Raw genomic sequence first — 25177 nt, 5'->3', positions numbered from 1 at the left:
AAGCCGGCCTAGTTTTACCCCTCACCCACCTCGCGATCTTCAGGATCGCTCGGCACCCTCTCCCGCAAGGGGAGAGGGAAGAAAGAGGGCCGCGCCATGACAATCCTCGCTCCCGATGTGGTGGTGGCCGGCGGCGGCATTGCCGGGCTTTCGGCCGCCATCGCTGCCCGCCGGGCCGGGGCGTCGGTGCTGGTCGCCGAGGCGGCGCCGCAGGCGCTGCGCGGCGGCAACGCCCGCCATGCCCGTAATCTGCGCCTGATGCACGATGGCCCGACCGATCTGATGCCGGGCGCCTATGACGAGGCCGAGTTCCTGGCCGATCTGGAGCGCGTCACCGAAGGCGAGACCGACCGGGCGGTCGCGCTGCGGCTGATCCGGGCCAGCGCCGATATTCCCGCCTGGCTCGCCGGCTGCGGCGTCTCCTTCCAGCGGCCCGGCGGCTCGCTGCCGCCTTCGCGCAAGACCGCGTACTTCCTCGGCGGCGGCAAGGCGGTGGTCAACGCCCTTTATCAGGAGGCCGCGCGGCTCGGCGTGACGGTGTGGCACGAGGCCGAGCTGGTCGACCTGACGGCCGAGAGGGAACCTGCAATCGTGATTGCGTATGGCGGCGAGCCGTACACGCTGCGGCCCGGCGCGCTGGTGGCGGCAGCCGGCGGCCATCAGGCCGATCTCGACTGGCTGAGGCGCGATTTCGGGCCGGCGGCCGCGCGTTTCGCGATTCGCGGCACGCCGTTCGACACCGGCCGCGCGCTGCGGCTGCTGCTGGCGGCCGGCGCCCGCCCGGCCGGCGCGCCGGGGCGGGGCCATCTCGTGGCGGTGGATGCGCGCGGCCCCCGGTTCGACGGCGGTATCGTCACCCGCGTCGAGGCGATCCCGTTCGGGCTGGCGATCGACCGCGCGGGCAATAGGCTCGACGACGAAGCGGCCGATCCCGCCCGCACCCATTTCGCCAAATGGGGCCGGCTGCTCGCCGAGCGCGGCGACGCCGTCCTGATTCTCGACGCGGAGGGTGAACGGCGGGCGCCGGTGCCGGCGCTCGAACCGATCCGCGCCGCGACACTCGACGACCTCGCCGCCCGCCTCGGCCTCGATGCCGGGGCACTGAGGGCAGCCATGGCGGCGTTCAATGCCAAGGGCGGCGCGGCGCGCATCGCGACCCCGCCCTTTGCCGCCATCCCGATGTGCCCCGGACTGACCTTCACCCATTTCGGCGTCGAGGTGGACGAGACCATGCGGGTGCGGATGCCGGACGGAGAGGGGGCGGCAAACCTGTTCGCCGCCGGGGCGATCATGGCGGCGTCCGTGCTCGGGCGCGGCTATCTTGCCGGGCTGGGGCTCACCATCGCCATCGCCTCGGGACGGATCGCTGGCGAGGCGGCGGCGCAACACAGCCGGAGCCGGGATGCCCGAACCTGACACCGCGGCCGAGGCCCGCCGCATCCTGCGCATCTGCCAGGCCTGCATGTATTGCGAGGGCTTCTGCGCGGCGTTTCCGGCGCTCGGCCGGCTGCGCGACCTGTCGGAGGGCGATCTCGACCACCTCGCCAGCCTCTGCCACGGCTGCCGCGATTGTCATTTCGCCTGCCAGTACGCGGCCCCGCACGTCTTCGACGTCAATGTTCCCCGCACTTTGGCGCGGGTCCGGCAGGCAAGCTACGCCAAGCACGCGTGGCCGCGCCGGCTCGGCGGCCTGTTCCGCTCGAACGGCCGGGTGGTGGCGCTGGGCACGGCGGTGACGGTGCTGCTGGCGCTGGCGGCGACCCTGCTGCTGGTGCCGCATGAGGCGCTGTTCGCCGCGCACCGCGGGGAGGGGGCGTTCTACCAAGTGATTCCCTGGGCGGTGATGGCCGGTGCCGCGGCGGCGGCGCTCGCCTGGGCCTGCCTCGGGCTCACCGTGGCGACGGTCTCGTTCTGGCGGGCGATTTGCCCGGCCACCGTCTCCAAACGCGTCCTCGTGCGGGCGCTGCCGCGGGCGGCGGCCGACATCCTCACGCTGCGCAATCTGGCGGGCGGCGGCACCGGCTGCCGCGAGGCCGAGGGCGCGGGCTCCCAGCACCGGCGCGCGCTGCACCAGACCATGGTGGGGGGCCTCGGCCTGTGCGTCCTCGCCACCGTCACCGCCGGCCTCTATGGCCACGTGCTCGGCTGGCAGGCACCCTATCCCGTGCTCAGCCTGCCGGTGCTGTCCGGCCTCATTGGCGGCGTGCTGCTGACCGCCGGGGCCATCGGCCTGCTGCGGCTGAAGCGGCGGGCCGCGCCCGAGCCGCTGGCGCCGGAAACGCTGGGGGGCGAATCGGCGATGCTCGCGCTCCTCGCTGCGGTCGGTGCCACCGGCCTCATCGTGCTCGCCGTTCGCGACACCGCGGCCATGGGCGTGGCGCTGGCGCTGCATCTCGGGCTGGTGGTCGGCCTCCTCGTGGTGCTGCCCGCGAGCAAGATCGTCCATGCGCCGTTCCGCGCGGCGGCGCTGCTGCGCGATGCCATTGAGCGGCAGCGCGAAGCCGCGGAATTCCACCGCACCGACGAAAGGTAAGTTGCGTCCGGACCAAAGTCGCAAGACTTATTGCGAACTGACGGCCGCATTGCGGCCGATTAGTTTCACTTGCAATCGGCAGTGTGCCGGCGTCAGTTAGCGCGGACTCCGGCAATGCTGCCGTCGGCGGCAGGAAACGTCTCGACGACAAGAGCGACGCGACTGGCCGTGGGGACCACGAGAGGAAACTATCTATGGAAACGCAACTCGTCGGGCGGATAACATCCAATCCGACCTTTCAGGAACTCGTGTCGCGCAGGACCAGCTTCGCCTGGACGATGACTGCGCTGATGCTGATCATCTATTTCGGTTTCATTCTGCTGGTGGCATTTGCGAAGGGTTTCCTGGCCATGCGCATCGGCACCGGCGTCACGACCATCGGCATTCCGATCGGTCTCGGCGTCATCGTCTCGGCGTTCATCCTGACCGGGATTTATGTCCGCCGCGCCAATTCCCAGTTCGACGCGCTGACCCGCAAGATCATCGAGGAGACCAAGTGATGCGCCGCCTCGCAACGCTTCTCCTCGTTTCCGCCGCGGTGGCGCTGCCCGAACTGGCGCTTGCAGCCGGCGTGTCGGGCGAGGTCACCAAGCAGCCGACCAACTGGTCGGCCATCGGCATGTTCCTCGGCTTCGTGACGCTGACGCTCGGCATCACCTACTGGGCCGCCAAGCGCACCAAGTCGGCCGCCGCCTTCTATTCGGCTGGCGGCGGCATCACCGCCGGGCAGAACGGCCTCGCCATCGCCGGCGACTACATGTCGGCCGCCTCGTTCCTCGGGATCTCCGGCCTCGTCTACACCTCGGGCTATGACGGGCTGGTCTATTCGGTGGGCTGGCTGGTCGGCTGGCCGATCGTCACCTTCCTGATCGCGGAACAGCTTCGCAATCTCGGCAAGTACACCTTCGCCGACGTGGCGTCCTTCCGTCTCGGCCAGACGCCGATCCGCGTGCTCGCGGCCTGCGGCTCGCTGGTCACCGTGGCGTTCTACCTGATCGCCCAGATGGTCGGCGCCGGCAAGCTGATCCAGATCCTGTTCGGCATGGACTATCTCTACGCCGTTCTCATGGTCGGCGCGCTGATGGTCACCTACGTCACCTTCGGCGGCATGGTTGCCACCACCTGGGTGCAGATCATCAAGGCCTGCCTGCTGCTCGGCGGCGCCACCTTCATGGCGCTGATGGTGCTGCTCCACTTCGGCTTCAGCCCCGAGGCGCTGTTCGCCAAGGCGGTCGAGGTGCATCCCAAGCACGACGCGGTGATGGCCCCGGGCTCGCTGATCTCCGACCCGATCTCGGCGATCTCGCTCGGTGTGGCGCTGATGTTCGGCACCGCCGGCCTGCCGCACATCCTGATGCGCTTCTTCACCGTCGCCGACGCCAAGGCGGCCCGCAAATCGGTGTTCTACGCCACCGGCTTCATCGGCTACTTCTACATCCTCACCTTCATCATCGGCTTCGGCGCCATCACGCTGGTTTCGACCAATCCGCAGTTCCTCGATCCGACGATTCTCGCCGAGAAGGGTCCGATCGCGGCGATCATCGGCGGCTCGAACATGGCGGCGGTGCATCTGGCCAACGCGGTGGGCGGCAATATCTTCCTCGGCTTCATCGCCGCGGTCGCCTTCGCCACCATCCTGGCGGTGGTGTCGGGTCTGGCGCTTGCCGGCGCCTCGGCCATCTCCCACGACATCTATGCCTCGGTGGTCAAGAAGGGCCGCGCCAACGAGCAGGACGAGATCCGCGTCTCGAAGATCGCGACTGTCTTTCTCGGCATCCTGGCCGTGCTGCTCGGTATCGTCTTCGAACAGCAGAACGTCGCCTACATGGTGGGTCTCGCCTTCGCCATCGCCTGCTCGTGCAACTTCCCTGTGCTGGTGATGTCGATCTTCTGGAAGAACCTCACCACGATGGGGGCGCTGGTCGGCGGCTTCGTCGGCCTGATCTCCTCGGTGTCGCTGGTGGTGCTCGGCCCGACCGTCTGGGTGGGCGTGCTCGGCAACCCGAAGGGCTCGGCGCCGTTCCCCTACGACAACCCGGCGCTGTTCTCGATGAGCCTCGCCTTCTTCACCATCTGGCTGGTGTCGAAGATCGACCGCTCCAAGCGCGCGGCGGAGGACCGGGCGGCGTTCCCCGCCCAGTACGTCCGCTGCCAGACCGGCATCGGCGCCTCGCGGGCCGCGGCGCACTGATCACGTCAACACCGGCCGGGGCGGACATCCGCCCCGGCCTTTTTCCGGCCCCTTGGATGACCTGAATGCCCAAGGTCTTCGACCGTCACGCCCCGCCGTTCGACCGGCTGACCGAGCCGGAAATCGAGGAGGTGCGGGCTGCCCTCGACATCGGCTATTTCCGCGCCGGCGACGTGCTGCTCCATCGCGGCGCCCCGGCCGAAGCGCTCTACGTGGTGATCAAGGGCGCGGTCGAGGAACGCGACGCCAGCGAGGTGATCGACCTGCTCGGCCCCAAGCGCCTGTTCGACAGCCGCGCGCTGGTGCAGGGCGCCTGCGCCCATGATTTCGTCGCCGCCGAAGAGACGCTCGCCTACATCCTGCCGCGCGACAAGGCGCTCGATCTGATGCGTCGCAATCCGGCCTTCGCAGCGCATTTCTACCGCGAGACGTCGGACAAGCTGGAGGCATTCGCCAGCCGCTCCGAGAAGCGCGAGGTCGGCGCCCTGATGCGCGCCCACATCTCCGAACTGTCGCTCACGCCGGCGGTCGAGATCGATGGCGATCTCACGCTGGCCGACGCCGGACGGCTGATGAACGAGCGTCACGTCGATGCGGTGATCGTGCATGATCACGGCCAGACCGGCATCGCCACCGGCATGAGCCTTGCGAAGGCGGTGGTGCTCGACCGCAAGCCGCTCGAGACCCGCATCGGCGACGTCGCCCGCTACGACCTCGTCACCGTCAGTCCGCAGGATTTCGTGGCGACCGCGCTCGTCGCCATGACCCGCCACGCCAAGCGCCGCCTAGTGGTGCGCGAAGGCGAAACGTTCCTCGGCTTTCTGGAGGATCTTCACTTGCTGGGATTCATCGCCGGGTCGAGCCCCGTGGTGACGGGGCGTATCGAGCGGGCCTCTTCCGTCGCCGATCTGGCGCCGGCAGCCAGGGAAATTTCCGCGCAGGTGGAGCGCCTGCACCGCCAGGGCCTGAAGGTGCAGGCGATCGCCGAGGTCACCTCCGACCTCAACCGCCGCCTGATGCGGCGGCTGTTCGAGCTGACCGCGCCCGACTCGATCCGCCGTCACGGCTGCCTGATCGTGATGGGCTCGGAGGGCCGCGGCGAGCAGACGGTGCGGACCGACCAGGACAATGGCCTGATCCTGGCCGAGCCGGTGGACGCCGCCGACCTCGCGGCCTTCCGCCGCCGCTTCTCGGAGGCGCTGGCGAGCTTCGGCTTCCCGCCGTGTCCGGGCGGGGTGATGGTGTCCAACCCGGAATGGTCGCGCACCGTCGAGGAGTACGAATCCGATTTCCGGCGCTGGGCCGTGGTGCCCGAGGAGCGCTCCTTCCTCAATGTCGCGATCTTCTACGATGCGCAGGCGGTGGCCGGAAACGCGCGCCTGCTCGACCGCGCCAAGCAGACGCTGATCGACACGCTGAAGGGCGAGAAGGTGTGGCTCGGCCACTTCGCCCGCGCCATCGAGCAGTTCACCGTGCCGGTCGGCTTCTTCCGCTCGTTCATCACCGCCGAGGGCAGAAAGGGAGATGCGCTCGACGTCAAGAAGGGCGGCATCTTCCCCATCCTGCACGGCATCCGGGCGATCGCGCTCGAGCTCGGCCTGACCGAGACCTCGACCAGCCGCCGCATCGAGCTGGTCGCGGCCTGGGGGGTGTTCGACGCGGACTTCGCCAAGGAGCTGAACCAGGCCTTCCTGTTCCTGTCGGAGCTGAAGCTCGACGCCCAGCTCAAGGCGCAGAGCGGGCTCGGCGACGGGCTGGTGCGGCCGAACGAGATGTCGGCCATCGAGCGGGATCTGCTGCGCGATGCACTCTTCGCGGTGAAGCAGTTCCGCGAGATCGTCCGGCGCCATTTCAATCTTTCGGTGTTCTGAGCCGTGCCGTTCCGCCCGCTGGTGCGCCTGATCGACCGGTTGGCGATGACCGATCGCCGCTACGCCGTGCTGTTCGGCAAGGACACCAGCGGCGAGGCGGTGGCGATCGACTGCGAGACCACCGGGCTCGACCCGTGGCAGGACGAGATCATCGCGGTGGCGGCGATCCCGATCCGCGACGGGCGCATCCTCACCAGCGCGCGCTACGAGGCGCTGGTGCGTCCCACCGGTCCGGTGGCGGCGACCTCGATCAAGATCCACCAGCTCCGCGAGATGGACCTCGCCGCCGCCCGGCCGATCGAGGAGGTGCTGCCGGAGCTGATGACCTTCATCGGCCGGCGACCATTGGTGGGCTACTATCTCGAATTCGACGTGGCGATGCTGAACCGCTATCTGCTCAGCTTCGCCAATATCCACGTGCCGAACCCGCAGATCGAGGTCTCGCGCCTCTATTACGAGCGCAAGTTCGGCGATGCGCCGCCCGGCACCGAGATCGACCTGCGCTTCGCCACCATCGCCAAGGATCTCGGCATCCCCGACCTGCCGGCGCACGACGCCTTCAACGACGCGCTGGCGACGGCGATGATGTACGTGAAGCTCGTCGACTACCGCGCCCGCAACATCCGCATCTCCCGCATGCGCGACTTCGAGGCGGAGTGAGACAGTTTCCGGTTGATCTCTTCGGGATACCGGAAACGGTCACGGCGTGATCCACCAGACCAGCGCGCCGAGCAGCGCGGTCGAGGGTAGCGTCACCACCCAGGCGACGACGATGTTGCTGGCGACGCCCCAGCGCACGGCGGAGGTCCGCCGCGCCGCGCCGACCCCGACGATGGCGCCGGTGATGGTGTGAGTCGTCGAGACCGGCACGCCGAGCCACGTGGCCATGAACAGCGTCATGGCACCGCCGGTCTCGGCGCAGAATCCCTGCATCGGGGTGAGGCGGGTGATCTTCGAGCCCATCGTGTGGACGATGCGCCAGCCGCCGAACAGCGTGCCGAGCGCCATCGCCGCCTGACAGGTCAGCACCACCCACAGGGGCACATGGAATGTGCCGCCGAGATATCCCTGGGAGTAGAGCAGCACGGCGATGATGCCCATCGTCTTCTGGGCGTCGTTGCCGCCATGGCCGAGCGAGTAGAGCGACGCCGAGACGAACTGCAGCACGCGAAAGGTGCTGTCCACGGCATAGGGCGTGGCGCGGACGGCAAGCCACGACACCAGCAGCACCAGCAACATGGCGAGCAGGAAGCCGACCAGCGGCGACAGGACGATGGCAGCGATCGTCTTGCCGAGGCCGCTCCACACCGCGACGCCGAAGCCCCCCTTGGCCACGCCGGCCCCGACCAGGCCGCCGACCAGCGCATGCGAGCTCGACGACGGGATGCCGAGCCACCACGTGAACAGGTTCCAGCCTATGGCCGCCGCCAGCGCGCCGAAAATCACGCGCGGATCGACGATGGCCGGATCGATGATCCCGGTGCCGAGCGTCTGCGCCACGTGCAGGCCGAACACGGTGAAGGCGATGAAGTTGAAGAAGGCGGCCCACATCACGGCGTATTGCGGCCGCAGCACCCGCGTCGAGACGATCGTCGCGATCGAGTTCGCCGCGTCATGGAGACCATTGAGGAAGTCGAAGATCAGGGCGACGGCGACCAGGGCGATCAGCGCCGCAAAGGGAATGGCAGCATCCATGACCGGTTCGGCTCTCATACGGTTTCCGGTTGATCCCTTCGGGATGCCGGAAACGCTCTCGCCGAAAAATCCGTGGTTCGAAGAGGATTTTTCGGCGACCGGAATACGAAACGCCGGCCCAAAGGGCCGGATTCCGTATCAGACGTGCTCGATCACGATGCCGCTGATCTCGTCGGCGACGTCCTCGAAGCTGTCGACAACCTTCTCCAGCCGTCCATAGACTTCGCTGCCGATGATGTAGGCCATGGGGTCGGACGCGCCATACTTGCGGTAGAGCTGCTTCAGGCCCTCCTCGTGCAGCTCGTCGGAGCGGCCTTCGAGGCGCCTGATCTCCGCGGTCATCATGCTCATGCGCGAGGCCTGCGGGCCGATGGCGCGCAGCAGGGGCACCATGTCGACGGTGATCGCGGCCGCCTTGATGATGATGTCGCCCATCTCCCGCATCAGCGGATCGAACTCGCGCACCTCATAAAGCATGATCGTCCGGCCGGTCTGGTGCATCTGATCGATCGCATCGTCCATCGACTGGATCAGATCCTTGATGTCGCCGCGGTCGAACGGGGTGATGAAGCTGCGCCGGACCGCCAGCATGACATGGTTGGTCAATTCGTCCGCCGCCGCCTCGTGTACGGCGATCTCCTGGCAGTAGCGCGGGACGTCCTCTCCGCCTTCGAGCAGAGCGCGCACGGCCTCCGCACCGGCCATCAACACGCGCGACTGCTCCTCGAACAGGGGAAAGAAACGCTCCTCCTTGGGCATCAGCGCCCGAAAAATGCTGAGCATCACCTCATCCCAACTGCTCGCCACCGGTGGGTCGCTCTATACGCACTGCCTTGGTCCGCGGTCCATACGTTGATGCCAAGGCTTGTGTCGGCTCAATCGGCAAAGACATCCTCGTTCCCCGCCAGCTCGTGGAGGAGCTTGGCCAGCCCCGGCTCGTCGACCAGATCGGCCGCAGCCTTCAAATCGACCCAGCGGAAGCTGCGCTGGCCCTTCTCCGGCCAAGTGTCGAACTGGCTGTCGACGTCGAACCGGTAGACATCGACCTCCACGAGTTCGAACGAGTCGTGGAGGCGCTTCCACGCCTGATATCGGCCGATGCGCCCCTTGCGGACACAGCCGAGCAGGCCCGCTTCCTCGCGCGCCTCGTGCGCTGCCGCGATATGGTTCGGCACGCCCTTGATCGGCCAGCCCTTCGGAATGATCCAGCGCCGCGTCTCGCGCGAGGTCACGAGCAGAACCTCCAGACGGCCGTCGGAGGCCCGGCGAACCGGCAGCGCCGCGACTTGTGTGCTGAGCGCCCGGCGCTTCCGCTTTGACATGTCGATGCCACCCTGCGTCACACGGCGGCCGGTTTCAATGCGCAGGGCCCCTGAAATCCGGCAACGCATGCAGCCCACCGCACGTATAGGTAGTTGGACAGCTTATCTGCCGTCACCTGCAGCGTAGATTTCGGCGGAGGAAATATCGTCGCGTTCCGCCTCCAGGCGCGGATGCGGCGTGGGCCGGAGAGACTTGGGGCCGGAGAGACATGTCATGCTTTCGAAACGCGACCTTCTGAAAACTGCCGCAGCGGCAACGCTTCTGGCACAGGGACTGAGTTCGGGCATCACTTCGTCGCAATTGAGCGGGCGATTGCCGCCTATGCAAAGGACGGGTGCGAACCTGCGCTTTATGAGGCGCTGTCGCAGTTGGGTTTGAACCGGACGAGATTGCGGACCTCGCGGTCAACCCTGGCAAGCGTCCCGCGTGCGGCTATGCGACCGATCTCGCTGCGCTGATGGATGAGGAGAGGAAGCGAGGCGCCTGTTTAAGAGGAAGATGCTTTAATTGCGAAAATTTCGATGGGAGATTCTGTTTCATCTTGATCAACGAGCAGTTCCCACTCTGAAAAACACCAGCAAATCTCTGATGGAAACTCTAGGCTAAAGCTCGGAATTCTAATAAATTTTTCATTAAATCCAGTTTTACAGCACAAATACATATCATTTTTGGAGATATATATAGCTCAAATAATAGGTTCACACTGCCTTGCTATGCTTCGGTGATTGACGCGAATGATTATACCGGAACCAAATGAGGTAACAATTCTAGAGTTTGAATTGTCTAAATTTTTTATTGTTGGATAATTTCCGTTAAGCGCGATTATGGGAATACTTTGAGACGCAAAACTAGGATCGCCCGCAATCAAACATAAAATTATCTCACCGTTGTTCTGCAAATAGACCACTTCTCCAAGGGTGCATTCGTTGATGTCTTTGGTCACCAAACCCGGAGTCAATTTCATGGGTAGCCTCCTACAATCTAGGGATGTTACCCACGAAAGGAGGTTGCGAGCAAGCTCCTCCGGTCGCCGGGAAGCCTATCGGCCGGGCTTCTGCTCGACCTTAGCTTTTGAATAACCCGGAACGACCCTGGACAGCATTTTCGGAAACGTGGCCCAAAACGTGCCCCCGGCGGCCGAAAATTGAAATATCTATCGTTTTCAATAATTTATGGCGGACGGGGTGGGATTCGAACCCACGAGAGGCTTGCACCTCTGGCGGTTTTCAAGACCGCTGCCTTCAACCGCTCGGCCACCCGTCCCGCGCCGACAATTGGTCCAGGCCGCCCCGCAAGGCAAGTCCGGACTGCACCTTTGTGCGACATTCGGGCTCGATGACCGGCGCCTTGTCGTCCGGCCGCCAATCCGGCCGCCAATAATCCTGCGGCGATCCCGCCACACGCCTGGGGATGTGTGCGGGCGAGGCGCGGTCGGCTATGTTGCGGCGCAACACGAAGGCAGGACGGAACGCTGCATGGCCGAGACGATCGATCCGGTTCGGGTGCGCCACCGCGACCTTGAACGCTACGCCAACTGCGCGCTGAGCATCGGCCGCACCCTGATGGAGTGCGGGACACGGGTGAAGGTGGTGCACGATGGGGCGGCGATGGTGGCCCGCGGACTCGGCGTCGAGACGGTCGGCCTGCGCTCCGGCTATGCCTCGCTCGAGATCACCGTCGGCCACGGCGCCAACACCATCACCCGCATGATGCCGGTCGGCCGCCATGGCGTGAACCAGCGGCTCGATCTCGCGGTGCGGCGGCTGGCGGCGAAAGCCGCGGCCGGCGGCATGATGGTCGATCAGATCAATGCCGAGCTGGCCCATCTCGTGGCGACGACGCCGCGCCATCCCGCCTGGTTCGTGGCGCTGGCCACCGGCATCGCCTGCGCCGCCTTCGGCCGCCTGCTGGGGGTCGACTGGCCGGCGGTGCTGCCGATCCTGTTCGCCGGCACGGTGGGGCAGGGGGTGCGGCACGTGCTGCTGGCCCGCAACATGAACTTCTTCGTGGTCACCGCCATCATCGCCTTTCTGGCGGCGAGCCTCGGCGGCATCGGCGCGCGCCTGAACGGCAGCATCACCATCGACATGGCGATGATGGCCTCGATCCTGCTGCTGGTGCCGGGCGTGCCGGCCACCAATGCCCAAGCCGACATCATGGACGGGTTTCCCACCGTCGGCAGCGCGCGGGTGGTGTGGGTGGTCATGGTGATGGTGTTCGCCACCACCGGGATGGCCCTGGCCCAGACGCTGCTCGGCCAATCGCTGCTGGGGATCACGCGATGAGTGCGGACGTCATCCTGCAGGCGCTGCCGCACCTCGGCCATCAGGCGCTGTTCGGCGCCGTCGCCGCCGCCGGGTTCGGCGTGCTGTTCAATTTCGGCCCGGCGATGCTGATCTGGTGCGGGGTTGCCGGCGCCTTCGCCCTGGCCGTGCGGACCGCCGGTCAGGATCTCGGCTGGGCGCTGGAGGCGGCCTCGTTCGCCGCGGCCCTGGCCACCAGCTGCAGCGCCATCCTGGTCCGACGCTGGCTCGGCGCGGCCGCCGGCGCGGTCGCGCTCGCCGGCTGCATCCCCATGGTGCCGGGCGCGTTCTTCGGCCACGCGCTGCTCGGCTTCTACGCCGTCACCACCGTCGAGCCCAGCGAAGCCGTCGCCCCGGTCATCGATGCCCTGCAGTATATGCTGCGGGTCGGCTTCACATTGGGCGCGATCGGCGCCGGTCTCGCGATCCCGACGCATCTGATCCGCAATCCCGATTACTGATCGCAACCCATGGAAGATTGCGCACGCAGATGCTCGCCTGCGTAGAGGCGCCGGACTACGCTCCGTTTACCATAATGATCGACGCCCCATTTTCGTCGAATTCAACCGATGTGGTCGTGGTAGCGTTAATCGACTGGGATTCCGGCCACGGCCGGGCAAGGGGCGTTTGATGGGAAAGCCTTTGGCGGCAGGCTGCCGTATCGCGACGATTGCCGCAGCCGCGACGCTTCTGGCGGCGTGTTCGCTTCAGGAGCGGCTGGCGAGCCGGATCGATCCGAAATACGGCGTTTCGGCCAGCCCGAAAGTCATTGCCGACGGCCAGCCGATTCCCAAGGGCGGCGGCACATACCGCACCGGCAAGGCCTACACGATCGCCGGCAAGACCTATGTGCCGCTGCAGAAGCCCGAGGGCTTCCGCCAGGAGGGCATCGCCTCCTGGTACGGCGACGACTTCCACGGCCGCCTCACCGCCAATGGCGAGGTCTACGACATGCACTCGGTCTCCGCGGCGCACCCGACGCTGCCGATTCCGAGCTATGCCCGCGTCACCAACCTCGCCAACCGCCGCTCGATCGTCGTGCGCATCAACGACCGCGGCCCCTTCCACGACAACCGCGTCATCGATCTGTCGGTGAAGACCGCCCAGGCGCTGGATTTCCACCGCAACGGCGTGGCCAAGGTGCGTGTCGAATATGTCGGGCCGGCCTCGCTCGACGGCAGCGACGACAAGGTGCTGCTGGCGACGCTGCGCACCGATGGCCAGCCGGCCCCGGCGCCGAGCCCGGTGATGGTCGCCTCCGCCAAGCCGATCTTCTCGGCCTCCGCCTCGTCCTCGTCGTCAGGCAGCGTGATCCGCGGCCCGGTGCCGGTGCCGCCGGACCGGCCGTTCGACTTCGGCTCGGGAGAGCATCCGTTGGCCTCGGCGAGCCTGCGCGCCACCGGCCGGCCGATGGCCGCGGCCCCGGTGACGGCCGCCGCCTACACCGGTCCCGAACCCGCCGCCGGCGGCGGCGCGGCGACGAGCGGCTTCGGGCTCTACTGACCGCGACGGCCCATCGGTTCGGCTGATCCTGGCGACATTCGCATTGCTCCGGTGGCGTCCGCCTTGGTAAATGATCGCCGGAGCATGAAGGGATATGTGGCGATGGCGGCGCACATCACCCCTGGCTTTATCAGATACAGTATCGGCTTGATCCGGACGCTTCTTCTCATCGCAGCGGTGCTGGTGGGCGCGCGCGCGGCGAGCGCGGACACCTATCAGACCAGCGTGCCGCACGCGATCCTTGTCGATTACGACTCCGGCAGCGTGCTGTTCGAGAAGGCGGCCGACGTGCCGGCGCCGCCGGCCAGCCTCACCAAGATGATGACGATGGCCGTGGTGTTCCAGGCCCTCAAGGACGGCAAGATCGGCATCGACGACGAGTTCATGATCTCCGAGCACGCATGGCGCCACGGCGGCGCCCCCTCGGGCGGGTCCGCGATGTTCGCCGAGCTCAACAGCCGGGTGAAACTGTCCGATCTCATGCGCGGCGTCATCGTGCAGTCGGGCAATGACGCGGCTATCGCCATTGCCGAAGGGCTGATGGGCAACGAGCCGTCCTTTGCCCAGTTGATGACGCAGCGCGCCAAGGAAATCGGGCTGACCAGCGCCAACTTCCGCAATCCGACTGGCTATCACGATCCCGACCAGAAGATCTCGGCGCGGGATATCTCCAAGCTCGCAACCTACATCATCCAAAATTTCCCGGAATATTACCCGATCTATGGCGAGCCGGATTTCAAGTGGAATAATATCTACCAACGCAACCGCAACCCACTGCTGGCGATGGGCATCGGCGCCGACGGACTGAAGACCGGCTACGTCAAGGAGGGCGGCTACAATCTGGCCGGCTCGGCCGTGCAGAACGGCCAGCGGCTGATCGTGGTGGTGATGGGCGCCAAGAGCGAGAAGGAGCGCGGCGACGAGGCCCGCAAGCTGCTCGACTGGGGCTTCCGCAATTTCGAGTCGCGCCTGCTGTTCGATACGGGCGCGGCGATCGCCGAGGCCCGCGTGTTCGGCGGCGCGCAGAGCCGCGTCAAGCTCGCCGCCGAGGGGCCGGTGCGGATCCTGGTGCCACGCGGTTCCACCGAGAAGATCACCGCCCGTGTGGTCTATCAGGGGCCGGTGCGCGCGCCGGTCGCCACGGGAACGCCGATCGGCCGGTTGCGGGTCATGCGCGGCGAAATCCTCGCGGTCGAGGTGCCGCTGCACGCCGGCGAGGACGTGGGGCAGGGCGATCTCACCCAGCGCGCGCTCGATGGCGCACAGGAGCTGGTGATCGACCTCGTCAAGGCCGGCGCGGCGAAGCTGAAGGCCGGAGCGCTCAAGCCGTGACCGATACGTCCGGGTTTCGCCGCGGTCGCTTCATCACGTTCGAGGGCGGCGAGGGGGCCGGAAAGTCGACCCAGCTCGCCCGGCTGGCCGACCGGCTAATGGAGTCAGGCTACGGCATCCTGACCACGCGCGAGCCCGGCGGCTCGCCGGGTGCCGAGGCCATCCGCCATGTGTTGCTGTCGGGCGCGGCCAAGCCGCTGGGCACGGCCGCCGAGGCCATCCTGTTCGGCGCGGCGCGGGCGGATCACGTCGCCAGCGCGATCGAACCGGCGCTCGCCAGCGGCAAATGGGTGCTGTGCGACCGGTTCATCGATTCCACCCGCGTCTATCAGGGCGCGCTCGGCGAGGTCGATCCAAGGCTGATCCGGGCGCTGGAGCGGGTGAGCGTCGGCGCCATTCGGCCCGATCTGACCCTGGTGCTCGACGTGCCGGCCGAGCTTGGGCTTGCCCGCGCCCAAGACCGCTCGGGCGCCCAAGGCCGTTCGGGCGCGGCGGACCGGTTCGAGAGCGAGGACATGACGTTCCACCGCACGCTGCGCGAGGCCTATCGCCAGCTTGCCGAGCGCGAGCCGAACCGCTGCATCCTCATCGACGCCAGCCGCAAGGCCGACGAGGTCGCAGCCGCGATCTGGCAGGCGGTCACCTCGCGCCTGATCGTGCCCGACATGCTCGCCCAGGCGCGCGAGGTGCTGGGGTGAAGGACGCTCCCGAGGAGGGCGACCGCGTCGCCGGCGCGCCGCACCCGCGCACCAACCGGCGGCTGATCGGCCAGGACGCCGCCGAGGCGGCGATGCTGGAGGCATGGCGCGGCGGCCAGATGCACCACGCCTGGCTGATCGGCGGGCCGGAGGGCATCGGCAAGGCGACGTTCGCCTACAGGGTTGCGCGCTTCATGCTGGCGGGCGGCGATCCCGCCGCTGAAACCCTCGACGTGCCGGTCGACCATCCCGCAGTCAAGCGCATCGCGGCGCAGTCGAATTCCGACCTGTTCGTGCTGCGCCGCGCCATCACGCCCGAGCGCATCACGCTGCCGAGCGTCATTCCTGTCGAGGAGGTGCGCAAGACGGTGGGCTTTCTCGGCTCCACCGCGGCATCGGGCGGCTGGCGGGTGGTGATCGTCGACTCGCTCGACGAGCTGAACACCGCCGGCGCCAACGCGCTGCTGAAGAGCCTGGAGGAGCCGCCGTCGCGGGTGCTGTTCCTGCTCATCGCCCACCGGCCGGGACGGGTGCTCGCCACCATCCGTTCGCGCTGCCGCAAGCTGATGCTGCGCCCGCTCGGCGAGGCCGAGCTCGCGCAGGTGCTCACCGAGGTGGTCGGGCTCGATGCAACGACGCCGAACCTTGCCGAAGCCATCGCCGCATCCGGCGGCTCGGTGCGGCGGGCGCTGGCGCTGCTCGATCCCGAGCAGGCGGCGGTGCAGGCCGCGACCCGCGCCGTGCTGGCGAGACTGCCGGCGATCGACGGCACCGCGCTGCACGCCCTGGCCGACCGGCTGGCGGCCGGCGGGGAGGCGGCGTTCACCGCCTTCATCGAGACGGTGGAGGATTATCTGGCGGCGCCGCTCGCTGCGCCGCAGCAGGCCGGCGCCGCGCGCCTTGCGGCCCATGCCGAGGTATGGGACAAGCTCGCCCGCGCGGCAGCCGAAACCGACGCATTCAACCTCGACCGCAAGCCGTTCGTGTTCTCGGTCGTTGCGTCCCTGGCCGAGGCCGCGCGCCGCTGACACGAGGGCCGAATGAAGGGCCGTTACTATATCACCACCGCCATCGCCTATCCCAATGGCGTGCCGCACATCGGCCACGCCTATGAGGCGATCGCCACCGACGCCATCGCCCGCTTCCAGCGGCTCGACGGCTACGACGTGCTGTTCCTCACCGGGACCGACGAGCACGGCATCAAGATGCTGCAGACCGCCCAGCGCGAGGGGCTGACCCCGGCCGAGCTGGTGGCGCGCAACGTGCCGCGGTTCCAGGCGATGGTCGAGCGGTTCGACATCTCCAACGACGATTTCATCCGCACCACCGAGGCGCGCCACAAGCAGGCTTGCACCGAGCTGTGGCAGCGCATGGCGGCGGCTGGCGACATCTATCTGTCGAAATATTCCGGCTGGTACTCGGTGCGCGACGAAGCCTACTACGCGGAGGAGGAGACCACCGTCCGCGAGGATGGCGTGCGCATCGGCCCGCAGGGCACGCCGGTGGAATGGACCGAGGAGGAAAGCTATTTCTTCCGCCTGTCCAAGTACACCGAGCCGCTGCTGAACTATTACAACGAACACCCGGACTTCATCCTGCCAGAGGCGCGCCGCAACGAGGTGGTGAGCTTCGTCAAGGGTGGGCTGCAGGACCTCTCGATCTCGCGCACCACCTTCGACTGGGGCATTCCGGTGCCGGGCGATCCCGACCACATCATGTATGTGTGGGTGGACGCGCTGAACAACTACGTCACGGCGACCGGGCTGCTCAATGGCGGCGGCCCGCGCGAAGCCTATTGGCCGGCCGATCTCCACGTCATCGGCAAGGACATCACCCGCTTCCACGCCGTCTATTGGCCGGCCTTCCTGATGTCGGCGGGGCTGCCGGTCCCTAAGCGCGTGTTCGGCCACGGCTTCCTGTTCAACAAGGGCGAGAAGATGTCGAAGTCGGTCGGCAATGTCGTCGACCCGTTCGCGCTCGCCGACGCCTACGGCGTCGATGCCGTCCGCTACTTCTTCCTGCGCGAGGTGCCGTTCGGCCAGGACGGCTCCTACACGCCCGAAGCCATCGTCAACCGCACCAATGCCGACCTCGCCAACGACCTCGGCAATCTGGCGCAGCGCTCGCTGTCGTTCGTCGCCAAGAACTGCGAGGGCAGGGTGCCGGCGCCGGGTGCGTTCTCGGAGGCCGACGCAACGCTGCTCGCCGCGGCCGATGCGATGATCGAGGCGGCGCGCGAGGCGATGAAGACCCAGCAGATCCACACGGTGCTCGCCACGGTGTGGGCGGTGGTTGCCGACGCCAACCGCTATTTCGCCGGCGAGGCGCCGTGGGCGCTGAAGAAGACCGATCCCGAACGCATGGGAACGGTGCTCTATGTCACCGCCGAGGTGATCCGGCAGGTGGCGATCATGGCCCAGCCGTTCGTGCCGCGCGGCGCGGCGAAGCTGCTCGACCTCGTCGGCGTCGCGGCCGACGCCAGAGGCTTCGACCGGCTTGGCCCTGCCGGCCGGCTGACGCCGGGTGCCGCGCTGCCGGCGCCTGAGCCGGTGTTTCCGCGTTATGTCGAGCCGGACGCACCGGCAAAGGGCACCTGATACGGTTTCCGGCTGATCAAGCCGGAGAACCGTATTCCGATCGCCGAAAAATCCCTTCCAACTCAAGGATTTTTCGGCGAGGACGTTTCCGGTATCCCGAAGGGATCAACCGGAAACCGTATGAGGCATGAACGCTGCATGCTGATCGACAGCCACTGCCATCTCGACTTCCCCGACCTCGCCGCCGAGGCCGACGCCGTGGTAGCGCGGGCGCGGGCGGCCGGGGTCGGGCGGATGGTGACGATCTCGACCCGCGTGCACCGTTTCGCCGAGGTGCTGGCGATCGCCGAGCGATTCCCCGACGTGTTCTGCTCGGTCGGCACCCACTGCCACCACGCCGCCGAGGAGGAGGACGTCACCACCGACGACCTCGTGCGGCTCGCCCGGCACCCCAAGGTGGTCGCCATCGGCGAGGCCGGGCTCGACTATCACTACGACTTCTCGCCGCGCGACGTGCAGGAGGCGAGCTTCCGCCGCCACATCGCCGCCGCCCGCATCACCGGCCTGCCGCTGGTGATCCATGCCCGCGAGGCGGACGAGGACACGGCCCGCATCCTGGAGGAGGAGATGGGGCAGGGGCCCTTCCCGGCCCTGCTGCACTGCTTCACCGGCAGCGCCGAACTGGCGCGCCGCACGGTGGCCCTCGGCCACTACGTCTCGTTCTCGGGCGTGCTGACCTTCAAGAAGACCGAGGAATTGCGCAAGATAGCCGCCGAACTGCCGGCCGAGCGCATCCTGATCGAGACCGATGCGCCGTATCTGGCGCCGGGCAGGTGGCGCGGCAAACGCAATGAACCGGCCTATATCGTCGAGACGGCACGCGTGCTGGCGGAGGTGCGGGGGCTGTCGCCGGCCGCGGTGGCCGACCTGACGACGGAGAATTTCTTCCAGCTTTTCAAGAAGGTGCCCAGAGACCTTCAAGTCCCGGAGCTTCGGGTGCCCGCATGACGCTGGTGGCGACGATCCTCGGCTGCGGCTCCTCGGGCGGTGTCCCGCGCGTCGGGTCCGGCTGGGGTCGTTGCGATCCCGCCGAGCCGAAGAACCGCCGCCGCCGCTGCGCCATGCTGCTGCAGCGCCTCGGGCCGGACGGCACCACCACCGTGCTGATCGACGCCGGACCCGATCTGCGCGAGCAGCTTCTCGATGCCGGCGTGACCCATCTCGACGGCGTGCTGATCACCCACGAGCACGCCGACCATACCCACGGCATCGACGATCTGCGGCCGCTGGTGATCCATCAGCGGCGCCGCATCGACGTCTATTTGGACGCCGAGACCTCGGCGGCGATGCGCGCGCGCTTCGGCTATTGCTTCGCCACGCCGCCCGGCAGCGAATACCCGCCGATCCTGACCGAGCACCGCATCCATGCCGACGAGCCGGTCACCATCGCCGGCGCCGGCGGGCCGATCACCGCGCTGCCGTTCCGGCTGGTGCATGGCGGCATCGAGGCGCTGGGCTTCCGCATCGGCGATCTGGCCTACAGCGCCGACGTGAGCAAGATCCCGCCCGAAAGCATGGGCGCGCTCGACGACCTCGGCACCTGGATCGTCGACTCGCTGCGCGAGGCGCCGCACCCGAGCCATTTCTCGCTGACCGACGCGCTGGGCTGGATCGAGCGCATCCAGCCGCGCCGGGCCATCCTGACCAATCTGCACACCGATCTGGACTTCCAGGACTTGGCGCGGCGGCTGCCGGAGGGCGTCGAGCCGGCCTTCGACGGCCTGCGCATCGAGATCCGCCCGTGACGCAGGCGCTGCAGGATCGCGCCGCCGCCGGGCCAGAACATTGAATGGCCGCGAAACCCGAGACCGCGCGGCACCGAAACCTAGCGCTGCCGGAGCCCAGCCAGAGCGAGCCCACAGCCGATCCGAACTCACAAGCCAAATCCCCAAACCAAGCCCAATCCAGACCCCCCAAACCGCTGGCACACAATGATGTTCCATAATATTCCTTATGCGAATCGGACAATCCGGGTCGTCATGTCACCGGGACACCGATCTGTCAGCGACCATCAGGCCCTCCACCGCGACCGCCGGACCTCCAGCCGGATCGCGCTCGCAGCCGGAGCCGTCGCATGAGCCAGCGTCCCGAGCCGTCCCGCGACATCGCCCGGCTACTGGACCTGATGGCGATGCTGCGCACGCCGGGCACTGGTTGTCCCTGGGATCTCGACCAGGACTTCGCGACGATCGCGCCCTATACGATCGAGGAAGCCTATGAGGTGGCCGATGCCATCGCTCGCGGCGACCTCGTCGACCTCAATGACGAGCTGGGCGACCTGCTGCTGCAGGTGGTGTTTCACGCCCGCATGGCCGAGGAGATCGGCCGGTTCGATTTCGGCGACGTGGTCCAGGCCATCACCGCCAAGCTGATCCGCCGACATCCGCACGTGTTCGGCGATGCAGGCGACCTCGATCCCGAGGCCGTGAAGGCGCTGTGGGCGACGATCAAGGCCGGGGAGAAGGCGGAGAAGGCCCGCGCGCACGCGGCCGCCGGCCGCACGACCGAGGCGCCAACCAGCGCGCTCGACGGTGTTCCCCTCGCCCTCCCCGCCCTCACCCGCGCCCTCAAGCTGCAGGAGAAGGCCGGCCGGGTGGGGTTCGATTGGGGCGCGGTCGCTCCGGTCCTCGCCAAGATCAAGGAGGAGATCGCCGAGATGGAGGCGGAGATCGTCGCGGGCGACCGCGACGCCGCTGCCGGCGAGATCGGCGACGTGCTGTTCGCCATGGTCAATCTGGCGCGCCATCTCGGCGTCGATCCCGAGGATGCGTTGCGCCGCACCAACCACAAATTCACCCGCCGCTTCCACGCCATCGAGGCAGCGCTTGCGCGCGAGGGCCGCACGCCCGAGCAATCCGACCTGGCCGAGATGGACGCCCTGTGGAACGCCGCCAAACAGGCGGAATCGCGGGAATGAGCCAGGCTCGGCTCCTTCAGGGCTCGGCTCCCATCATGCCGGAAACGAACGGCACGGCGCCATGTCATGCGAACGTCGCACTTTATGGCGAGTAGCATCTCGGACACTCTTCGCCGCTGAAATCGACGATTTCACGAGTGGCGAACCTCGTTGCGGGCGACGCGGGCCATCACGGCCGGCCGGGCGCGCTTGGGGGGATCGGGAGGAGACGCGGTCATGAACGTATTCCGGAGACAGACTCTGTGAACCTAAAGCGACCGTCGATCATCCGCAATCGCAGCCTCGCCGCGGGTCTCATCGCTCTGCTGCTGGTTGCCGGTCTCGCTCCGGTGGCCGGCGAGCCGGACGACCTCGCGCTGGCGATGAACGAACAGGTGCTGGCCGACCGCCGGATCGCCGCCGAATATGTCCGCACCGGCAACAACAGCCTCGCCGCGGTGACGTTGCAGCGGCTGTCGAAGACGCTGGCCGGCAGCGCGCACGCCGACCTCGCGGCCGCCGCGCTGAAGGCCGCCGAGCGGGGCGATGCGACCGCAGCCTCGGAGCGTCTCGAAGAGCTCGCCGAGGCGCTGGCCGAGGACCGCCATGCCGGCGACCAGCGGGTGTTCGCCGACTGCATTCGCGAGGCGAAGAAGGTCTACGATCCGCTCGACGCCTACCGCATCGAGAAGCCGGACCTGAAGGTCTCGACCACCGCCGTGGCGATTTCAGCTGCCGCCGCCAGCGCCAGCGCCGCGCTGGAGCGTTGCGAGGCCGAGGCCGGGCCGACCGTGGCCAACAATCCGGATTTCAAGCGGATCGTCGCCGGTGCTCGGCGCGCGCTGGAGCAGGTCGCCACCGCCGTCGACGCCGAGGACGCCGATCAGCTCCCCGGTCTTCTGACCGATCTGCGCGCCTATATGGACCTGCTGCTGTTCCACTACGGCTGACGATGACGCCTCAGCCGGTTCAGCCCGGCACCGCCGGGCCTGCTCCCGCGCCGGTCGTGGCGATGGCGTGGGCGATCTCCTCAATGTCAGCCCGGGTGAGTTCGAGCGTTGCGGCATCGAACCAGCCATCGACCTGCTCCGGGCTGCGGGCGCCGACGATGGCGCCGGTGACCCCCGGCCAGATCAGCGTCCAGGCCACCGCCACGGTGGCGACCGTGGTGCCCCGCCGCGCCGCGATCGGCTCCAGGGCCGCAGCAAGCCTGAGATTGCGGTCGAGCCTGTCGCCCGAGAAGTCCGAGGCGCGCGAACGCCAGTCGCTGGCCGGCAGATCCCTGGCGCGCTCGTGGGTGAAATGGCCGGTGAGCAGGCCCGACTGCATCGGGCTGTAGACGATCACCCCGGTGCCGTGCGCCTCGCACCACGGAAGTTCCGTCGCCCCCACCTCGCGGCGGATGGCGGAGAATGGCGGCTGCAGGCTGTCGACATGGCCGAGATGTTCGCACACCCGAAGCTGCTCGGTGGTGTGGTTGGACAGCCCCACCGCGCGGACCTTGCCCTCGGCCTTGAGGTCGAGCAGCGTCTGCCAATAGGCCTCCAGCGGCGTGCCGTCGCCGGCCGGCCAATGCATCTGGTAAAGGTCGATGCGCTCGACGCCGAGCCGCCTCAGCGAGGCCTCGACCTCCCGCCGGATGCTCTGCGGTGCGCCGACGCGCGAGGGCATTTTCGTCCGGTCGGCATCGGACCAGACCAGGCCGCATTTGGTGAAGACGTAGGGTCGCTCGTCGAACGGGATTTCGGCCAGCGCCGCCCGCACGATCTCCTCGGAATGGCCGAGCCCGTAGACGGCGGCAGTGTCGATCCAGTTGAGGCCGCGGTCGACGGCGTGGCGAATGGCGGCGATCGAGGCGCGGTCGTCCTGGGCGCCCCACCCCGCGGCCCAGTCGCCGCCGCCGATCGCCCAGGCGCCGAACCCGACGCGGGTGATGTACATGTCGGTGCGGCCCAGCCGACGGGTGGGCAGCGTGATGGCCGGCAAGTCTGATCGGGTCATGAACCTCTCCTTGCCAATTGAAATGGACCACGCCCCGGGTATTTCAAATTTCCGATCTTGAGCGCAGCCGCTCAGCGCCCGTGAAATCGGACCATGATACCGTCAATGGTGCGCGCAACATTCGGGCCCTCTTGAAGTTTTGCAATGCTCTTGCCATTTCGGGGCCGATCAATTCGAGCGGGACCAGACCTGCCCTTATGGAACTTGCCATTACGCAACTGCGATGACGGAACCTGCCATGACCGATCCTGTCACGACCACTGAGACCCCCTCTGAAACGTCCAAGCCCGAAGCGGCTCCCGGCGAGAGCCGCGCCTTCGCCGCCAACGTCGCGCGCCTGCTGCACATGATGGTGCATTCGGTCTATTCGGACCGCGACGTGTTTCTGCGCGAGCTGATCTCGAATGCAGCCGACGCCTGCGAGCGGCTGCGCTACGAGGCGATCGCCAATCCCGGCCTGCTCGGCGACGATCCCAAGCCGCGCATCACGCTCGCCATCGATGCCGATGCGCACCGCCTCACGCTCGAGGACAACGGCATCGGCATGAGCAGGGCCGAGCTGATCCAGGCGCTCGGCACCATCGCCCATTCCGGCACCAAGGCGTTCCTGGAGCGGCTCGACGCCGCCCAGGGCGATACCACCAATCTGATCGGCCAGTTCGGCGTCGGCTTCTATTCGGCCTTCATGGTGGCGGACAAGGTGGACGTCATCTCGCGCCGCGCCGGCAGCGACGAGGCGTGGCAGTGGTCCTCCGACGGCAAGGGCACCTTCACGGTGACTCCGGTCGAGCTTGCGGAGGCCCCTGCCCGCGGCACCCGCGTGGTGCTGCATCTGATGGAGGACGCCAAGCCCTACACCGAGCGCTTCAGGCTCCAGCGCATCATCAAGGACCAGTCCGGCCACGTGCCGGTGCCGATCACGCTGATCGACAAGCCCGGCGGCGAGGCGTCTGAGGTGACTGACGGCGCGGCGCTGTGGACCAAGCCGAAGTCCGAGATCACCGCCGACGAATACACCGACTTCTACCGCAGCGCCGCCGGCCAGTTCGATACGCCCGCGCTCACCATCCATGTCCATGCCGAGGGCCGGCAGGAATATTCGCTGCTCGCCTTCGTGCCCTCGGTGAAGCCGTTCGACCTCTCCGACCCCGAGCGCAAGGGCCGGCTCAAGCTCTATGTGAAGCGTGTCTTCATCACTGACGATGCCGAGATCCTGCCGCGCTATCTGCGCTTCGTCCGCGGCCTCGTCGATTCCGCCGACCTGCCGCTCAACGTCTCGCGCGAGATGATCCAGGAGAGCCCGGTGCTCGCGGCGATCCGCAAGAGCGTCACCGGGCGGGTGCTGAGCGTGCTGGAGAAGCTCGCCGGCCGCGACGGGACGGCCTATGCGGACGTGTGGGCCAATTTCGGCGCGGTGCTGAAGGAAGGGCTGTGCGAGGATTTCGAGCGCCGCGAAACGCTGCTCGGCCTCGCCCGCTTCAAGACCACCGCCTCGGGCGACGACTGGCGCAGCCTCAAGGACTATGCCGGCGCGCTGCGCGAGAACCAGACGGCGATCTATTACATCGCCGGTGACGACGCCGCGCGCCTCGCCGCCTCGCCGCACCTCGAAGGCTTCCGCGCCCGCGGCATCGAGGTGCTGCTGCTCGACGATCCCGTCGACTCGTTCTGGGTGACGCTCGGCCCGGATTTCGAGGGCAAGCCGTTCCGGTCGGTGACGCAGGGCGCGGCCGACCTCGCGGCGATCCCGCTGCTCGATGCCTCAACCCCGGCGGCGCCCGAGGTTCCGCCCGCGGTGGCCGACTTCCTCGCCTTCATCAAGACCTCGCTTGGCGACGATGTCGCGGACGTGCGCGCCTCCGACCGCCTCACCGACTCGGCGGTGTGCATCGTCGCCTCCGAGGCCGGGCCCGACCGCCAGCTTGAGAAGATCCTGGCCAGCGCCGGCCGGCTCGGCACCGCCGCCAAGCCGATCCTGGAGGTCAATCCGCGCCACGAGCGGATCGTGCGCCTCGCCGGCCTCGGCGAACAGGAGCAGTCGCTGCGCGAGGATGTCGCGCATCTGCTGCTGGACGAGGCCCGCATTCTCGACGGCGACCGGCCGCGCGATCCCAGGACCTATGTCGAGCGGCTGGGACGGCTCATCGGCCGCGGGCTTCCCGCCGCAGGCTGAACGCGAGACGTGAACGGGTCTCCCGCCCGTCGGCCGGAGACCCGTTCACAATAGCCGAACA

Annotated in this window: 23 protein-coding genes and 1 tRNA gene; 18 read left to right on the top strand and 6 right to left on the bottom strand. The window is 67.6% G+C overall.

The features are described from left to right. Positions 1-96 precede the first annotated feature (96 nt). The 6 genes from tcuA (at position 97) to BLTE_RS07285 (ending at position 7255) form a co-directional block, all read left to right on the top strand. Positions 97-1416 carry an FAD-dependent tricarballylate dehydrogenase TcuA gene (gene tcuA, locus BLTE_RS07310; RefSeq protein WP_126398926.1) on the top strand — a complete coding sequence of 440 codons (1320 nt, stop codon included), beginning with the start codon at positions 97-99 and terminating at the stop codon, positions 1414-1416. Then, positions 1403-2533: a tricarballylate utilization 4Fe-4S protein TcuB gene (gene tcuB, locus BLTE_RS07305; RefSeq protein ID WP_126398924.1), complete on the top strand. Its 1131-nt coding sequence runs from the start codon at positions 1403-1405 to the stop codon at positions 2531-2533. Before tcuA ends, tcuB begins: the two co-directional genes overlap by 14 nt. A 194-nt stretch (positions 2534-2727) precedes the next feature. Next, entirely contained in the window at positions 2728-3033 is a 306-nt protein-coding gene (locus BLTE_RS07300) for a DUF485 domain-containing protein (RefSeq protein ID WP_126398922.1), read from the top strand. Next, the gene (locus BLTE_RS07295) at positions 3033-4724 is read left to right on the top strand and encodes a cation acetate symporter (RefSeq protein ID WP_126398920.1); all 1692 of its coding nucleotides are present in this window, start codon (positions 3033-3035) and stop codon (positions 4722-4724) included. The genes BLTE_RS07300 and BLTE_RS07295 overlap by 1 nt, the downstream gene beginning before the upstream one ends. A gap of 65 nt (positions 4725-4789) precedes the next feature. Next, entirely contained in the window at positions 4790-6595 is a 1806-nt protein-coding gene (locus BLTE_RS07290) for a DUF294 nucleotidyltransferase-like domain-containing protein (protein WP_126398918.1), read from the top strand. Between the two features lie 3 nt (positions 6596-6598). Continuing rightward, on the top strand, positions 6599-7255 hold the full coding sequence (locus BLTE_RS07285; RefSeq protein ID WP_244600147.1) for a 3'-5' exonuclease: 657 nt from the start codon (positions 6599-6601) through the stop codon (positions 7253-7255). A gap of 39 nt (positions 7256-7294) precedes the next feature. On the opposite strand, the gene BLTE_RS07280 is transcribed toward BLTE_RS07285, so the two are convergent. The 5 genes from BLTE_RS07280 to BLTE_RS07260 form a co-directional block, all read right to left on the bottom strand. After that, positions 7295-8290 (bottom strand): inorganic phosphate transporter, encoded by a 996-nt coding sequence (locus BLTE_RS07280; RefSeq protein ID WP_126402098.1) that lies wholly within the window; start codon positions 8288-8290, stop codon positions 7295-7297. A gap of 138 nt (positions 8291-8428) precedes the next feature. After that, positions 8429-9073 carry a DUF47 domain-containing protein gene (locus BLTE_RS07275; RefSeq protein WP_126398916.1) on the bottom strand — a complete coding sequence of 215 codons (645 nt, stop codon included), beginning with the start codon at positions 9071-9073 and terminating at the stop codon, positions 8429-8431. Between the two features lie 92 nt (positions 9074-9165). Beyond that, positions 9166-9612, bottom strand: coding sequence for an NUDIX hydrolase (locus BLTE_RS07270; protein WP_126398914.1), 447 nt, complete (start codon positions 9610-9612; stop codon positions 9166-9168). A gap of 686 nt (positions 9613-10298) precedes the next feature. Further along, complete coding sequence (locus BLTE_RS07265) at positions 10299-10577, bottom strand: hypothetical protein (protein WP_126398912.1); 279 nt, start codon at positions 10575-10577, stop codon at positions 10299-10301. A gap of 209 nt (positions 10578-10786) precedes the next feature. Beyond that, positions 10787-10876: transfer RNA gene (locus tag BLTE_RS07260), tRNA-Ser, on the bottom strand. Positions 10877-11088: 212 nt separating this feature from the next. Here BLTE_RS07260 and BLTE_RS07255 point away from each other — a divergent pair. From BLTE_RS07255 to BLTE_RS07205, 11 genes are all read left to right on the top strand, one after another. After that, on the top strand, positions 11089-11898 hold the full coding sequence (locus tag BLTE_RS07255; protein WP_126398910.1) for a threonine/serine exporter family protein: 810 nt from the start codon (positions 11089-11091) through the stop codon (positions 11896-11898). Then, positions 11895-12377, top strand: a complete 483-nt coding sequence (locus BLTE_RS07250) for a threonine/serine exporter family protein (RefSeq protein ID WP_126398908.1) — start codon at positions 11895-11897, stop codon at positions 12375-12377. Before BLTE_RS07255 ends, BLTE_RS07250 begins: the two co-directional genes overlap by 4 nt. 169 nt (positions 12378-12546) lie before the next feature. Beyond that, complete coding sequence (locus tag BLTE_RS07245) at positions 12547-13419, top strand: septal ring lytic transglycosylase RlpA family protein (protein ID WP_126398906.1); 873 nt, start codon at positions 12547-12549, stop codon at positions 13417-13419. Positions 13420-13503: 84 nt separating this feature from the next. Further along, positions 13504-14751 carry a D-alanyl-D-alanine carboxypeptidase family protein gene (locus BLTE_RS07240; protein ID WP_244600146.1) on the top strand — a complete coding sequence of 416 codons (1248 nt, stop codon included), beginning with the start codon at positions 13504-13506 and terminating at the stop codon, positions 14749-14751. Further along, complete coding sequence (gene tmk, locus BLTE_RS07235; protein WP_126398904.1) at positions 14748-15449, top strand: dTMP kinase; 702 nt, start codon at positions 14748-14750, stop codon at positions 15447-15449. Before BLTE_RS07240 ends, tmk begins: the two co-directional genes overlap by 4 nt. Next, on the top strand, positions 15446-16477 hold the full coding sequence (locus tag BLTE_RS07230) for a DNA polymerase III subunit delta' (RefSeq protein ID WP_126398902.1): 1032 nt from the start codon (positions 15446-15448) through the stop codon (positions 16475-16477). Before tmk ends, BLTE_RS07230 begins: the two co-directional genes overlap by 4 nt. A gap of 12 nt (positions 16478-16489) precedes the next feature. Continuing rightward, positions 16490-18046, top strand: a complete 1557-nt coding sequence (gene metG / locus BLTE_RS07225; protein ID WP_126398900.1) for a methionine--tRNA ligase — start codon at positions 16490-16492, stop codon at positions 18044-18046. 138 nt (positions 18047-18184) lie between these two features. After that, positions 18185-18994, top strand: a complete 810-nt coding sequence (locus tag BLTE_RS07220; protein WP_126398898.1) for a TatD family hydrolase — start codon at positions 18185-18187, stop codon at positions 18992-18994. Continuing rightward, positions 18991-19791, top strand: a complete 801-nt coding sequence (locus tag BLTE_RS07215; protein ID WP_126398896.1) for an MBL fold metallo-hydrolase — start codon at positions 18991-18993, stop codon at positions 19789-19791. The genes BLTE_RS07220 and BLTE_RS07215 overlap by 4 nt, the downstream gene beginning before the upstream one ends. A gap of 329 nt (positions 19792-20120) precedes the next feature. Further along, on the top strand, positions 20121-20963 hold the full coding sequence (gene mazG / locus BLTE_RS07210) for a nucleoside triphosphate pyrophosphohydrolase (RefSeq protein WP_126398894.1): 843 nt from the start codon (positions 20121-20123) through the stop codon (positions 20961-20963). 242 nt (positions 20964-21205) lie between these two features. Then, positions 21206-21892: a hypothetical protein gene (locus BLTE_RS07205; RefSeq protein WP_126398892.1), complete on the top strand. Its 687-nt coding sequence runs from the start codon at positions 21206-21208 to the stop codon at positions 21890-21892. 19 nt (positions 21893-21911) lie between these two features. Here the strand turns inward: BLTE_RS07205 and BLTE_RS07200 are convergent, their stop codons facing one another. Next, complete coding sequence (locus tag BLTE_RS07200) at positions 21912-22943, bottom strand: aldo/keto reductase (protein ID WP_197723277.1); 1032 nt, start codon at positions 22941-22943, stop codon at positions 21912-21914. A 238-nt stretch (positions 22944-23181) separates the two neighbouring features. On the opposite strand from BLTE_RS07200, the gene htpG reads away from it, so the two are divergent. Then, positions 23182-25116 carry a molecular chaperone HtpG gene (htpG, locus tag BLTE_RS07195; RefSeq protein ID WP_126398890.1) on the top strand — a complete coding sequence of 645 codons (1935 nt, stop codon included), beginning with the start codon at positions 23182-23184 and terminating at the stop codon, positions 25114-25116. Positions 25117-25177: the final 61 nt, after the last annotated feature.

Source organism: Blastochloris tepida, assembly GCF_003966715.1.
Taxonomy (GTDB): domain Bacteria; phylum Pseudomonadota; class Alphaproteobacteria; order Rhizobiales; family Xanthobacteraceae; genus Blastochloris; species Blastochloris tepida.
Note: the sequence above shows the minus strand (reverse complement) of the source record. Positions and strands in the feature narration are given on the sequence as shown.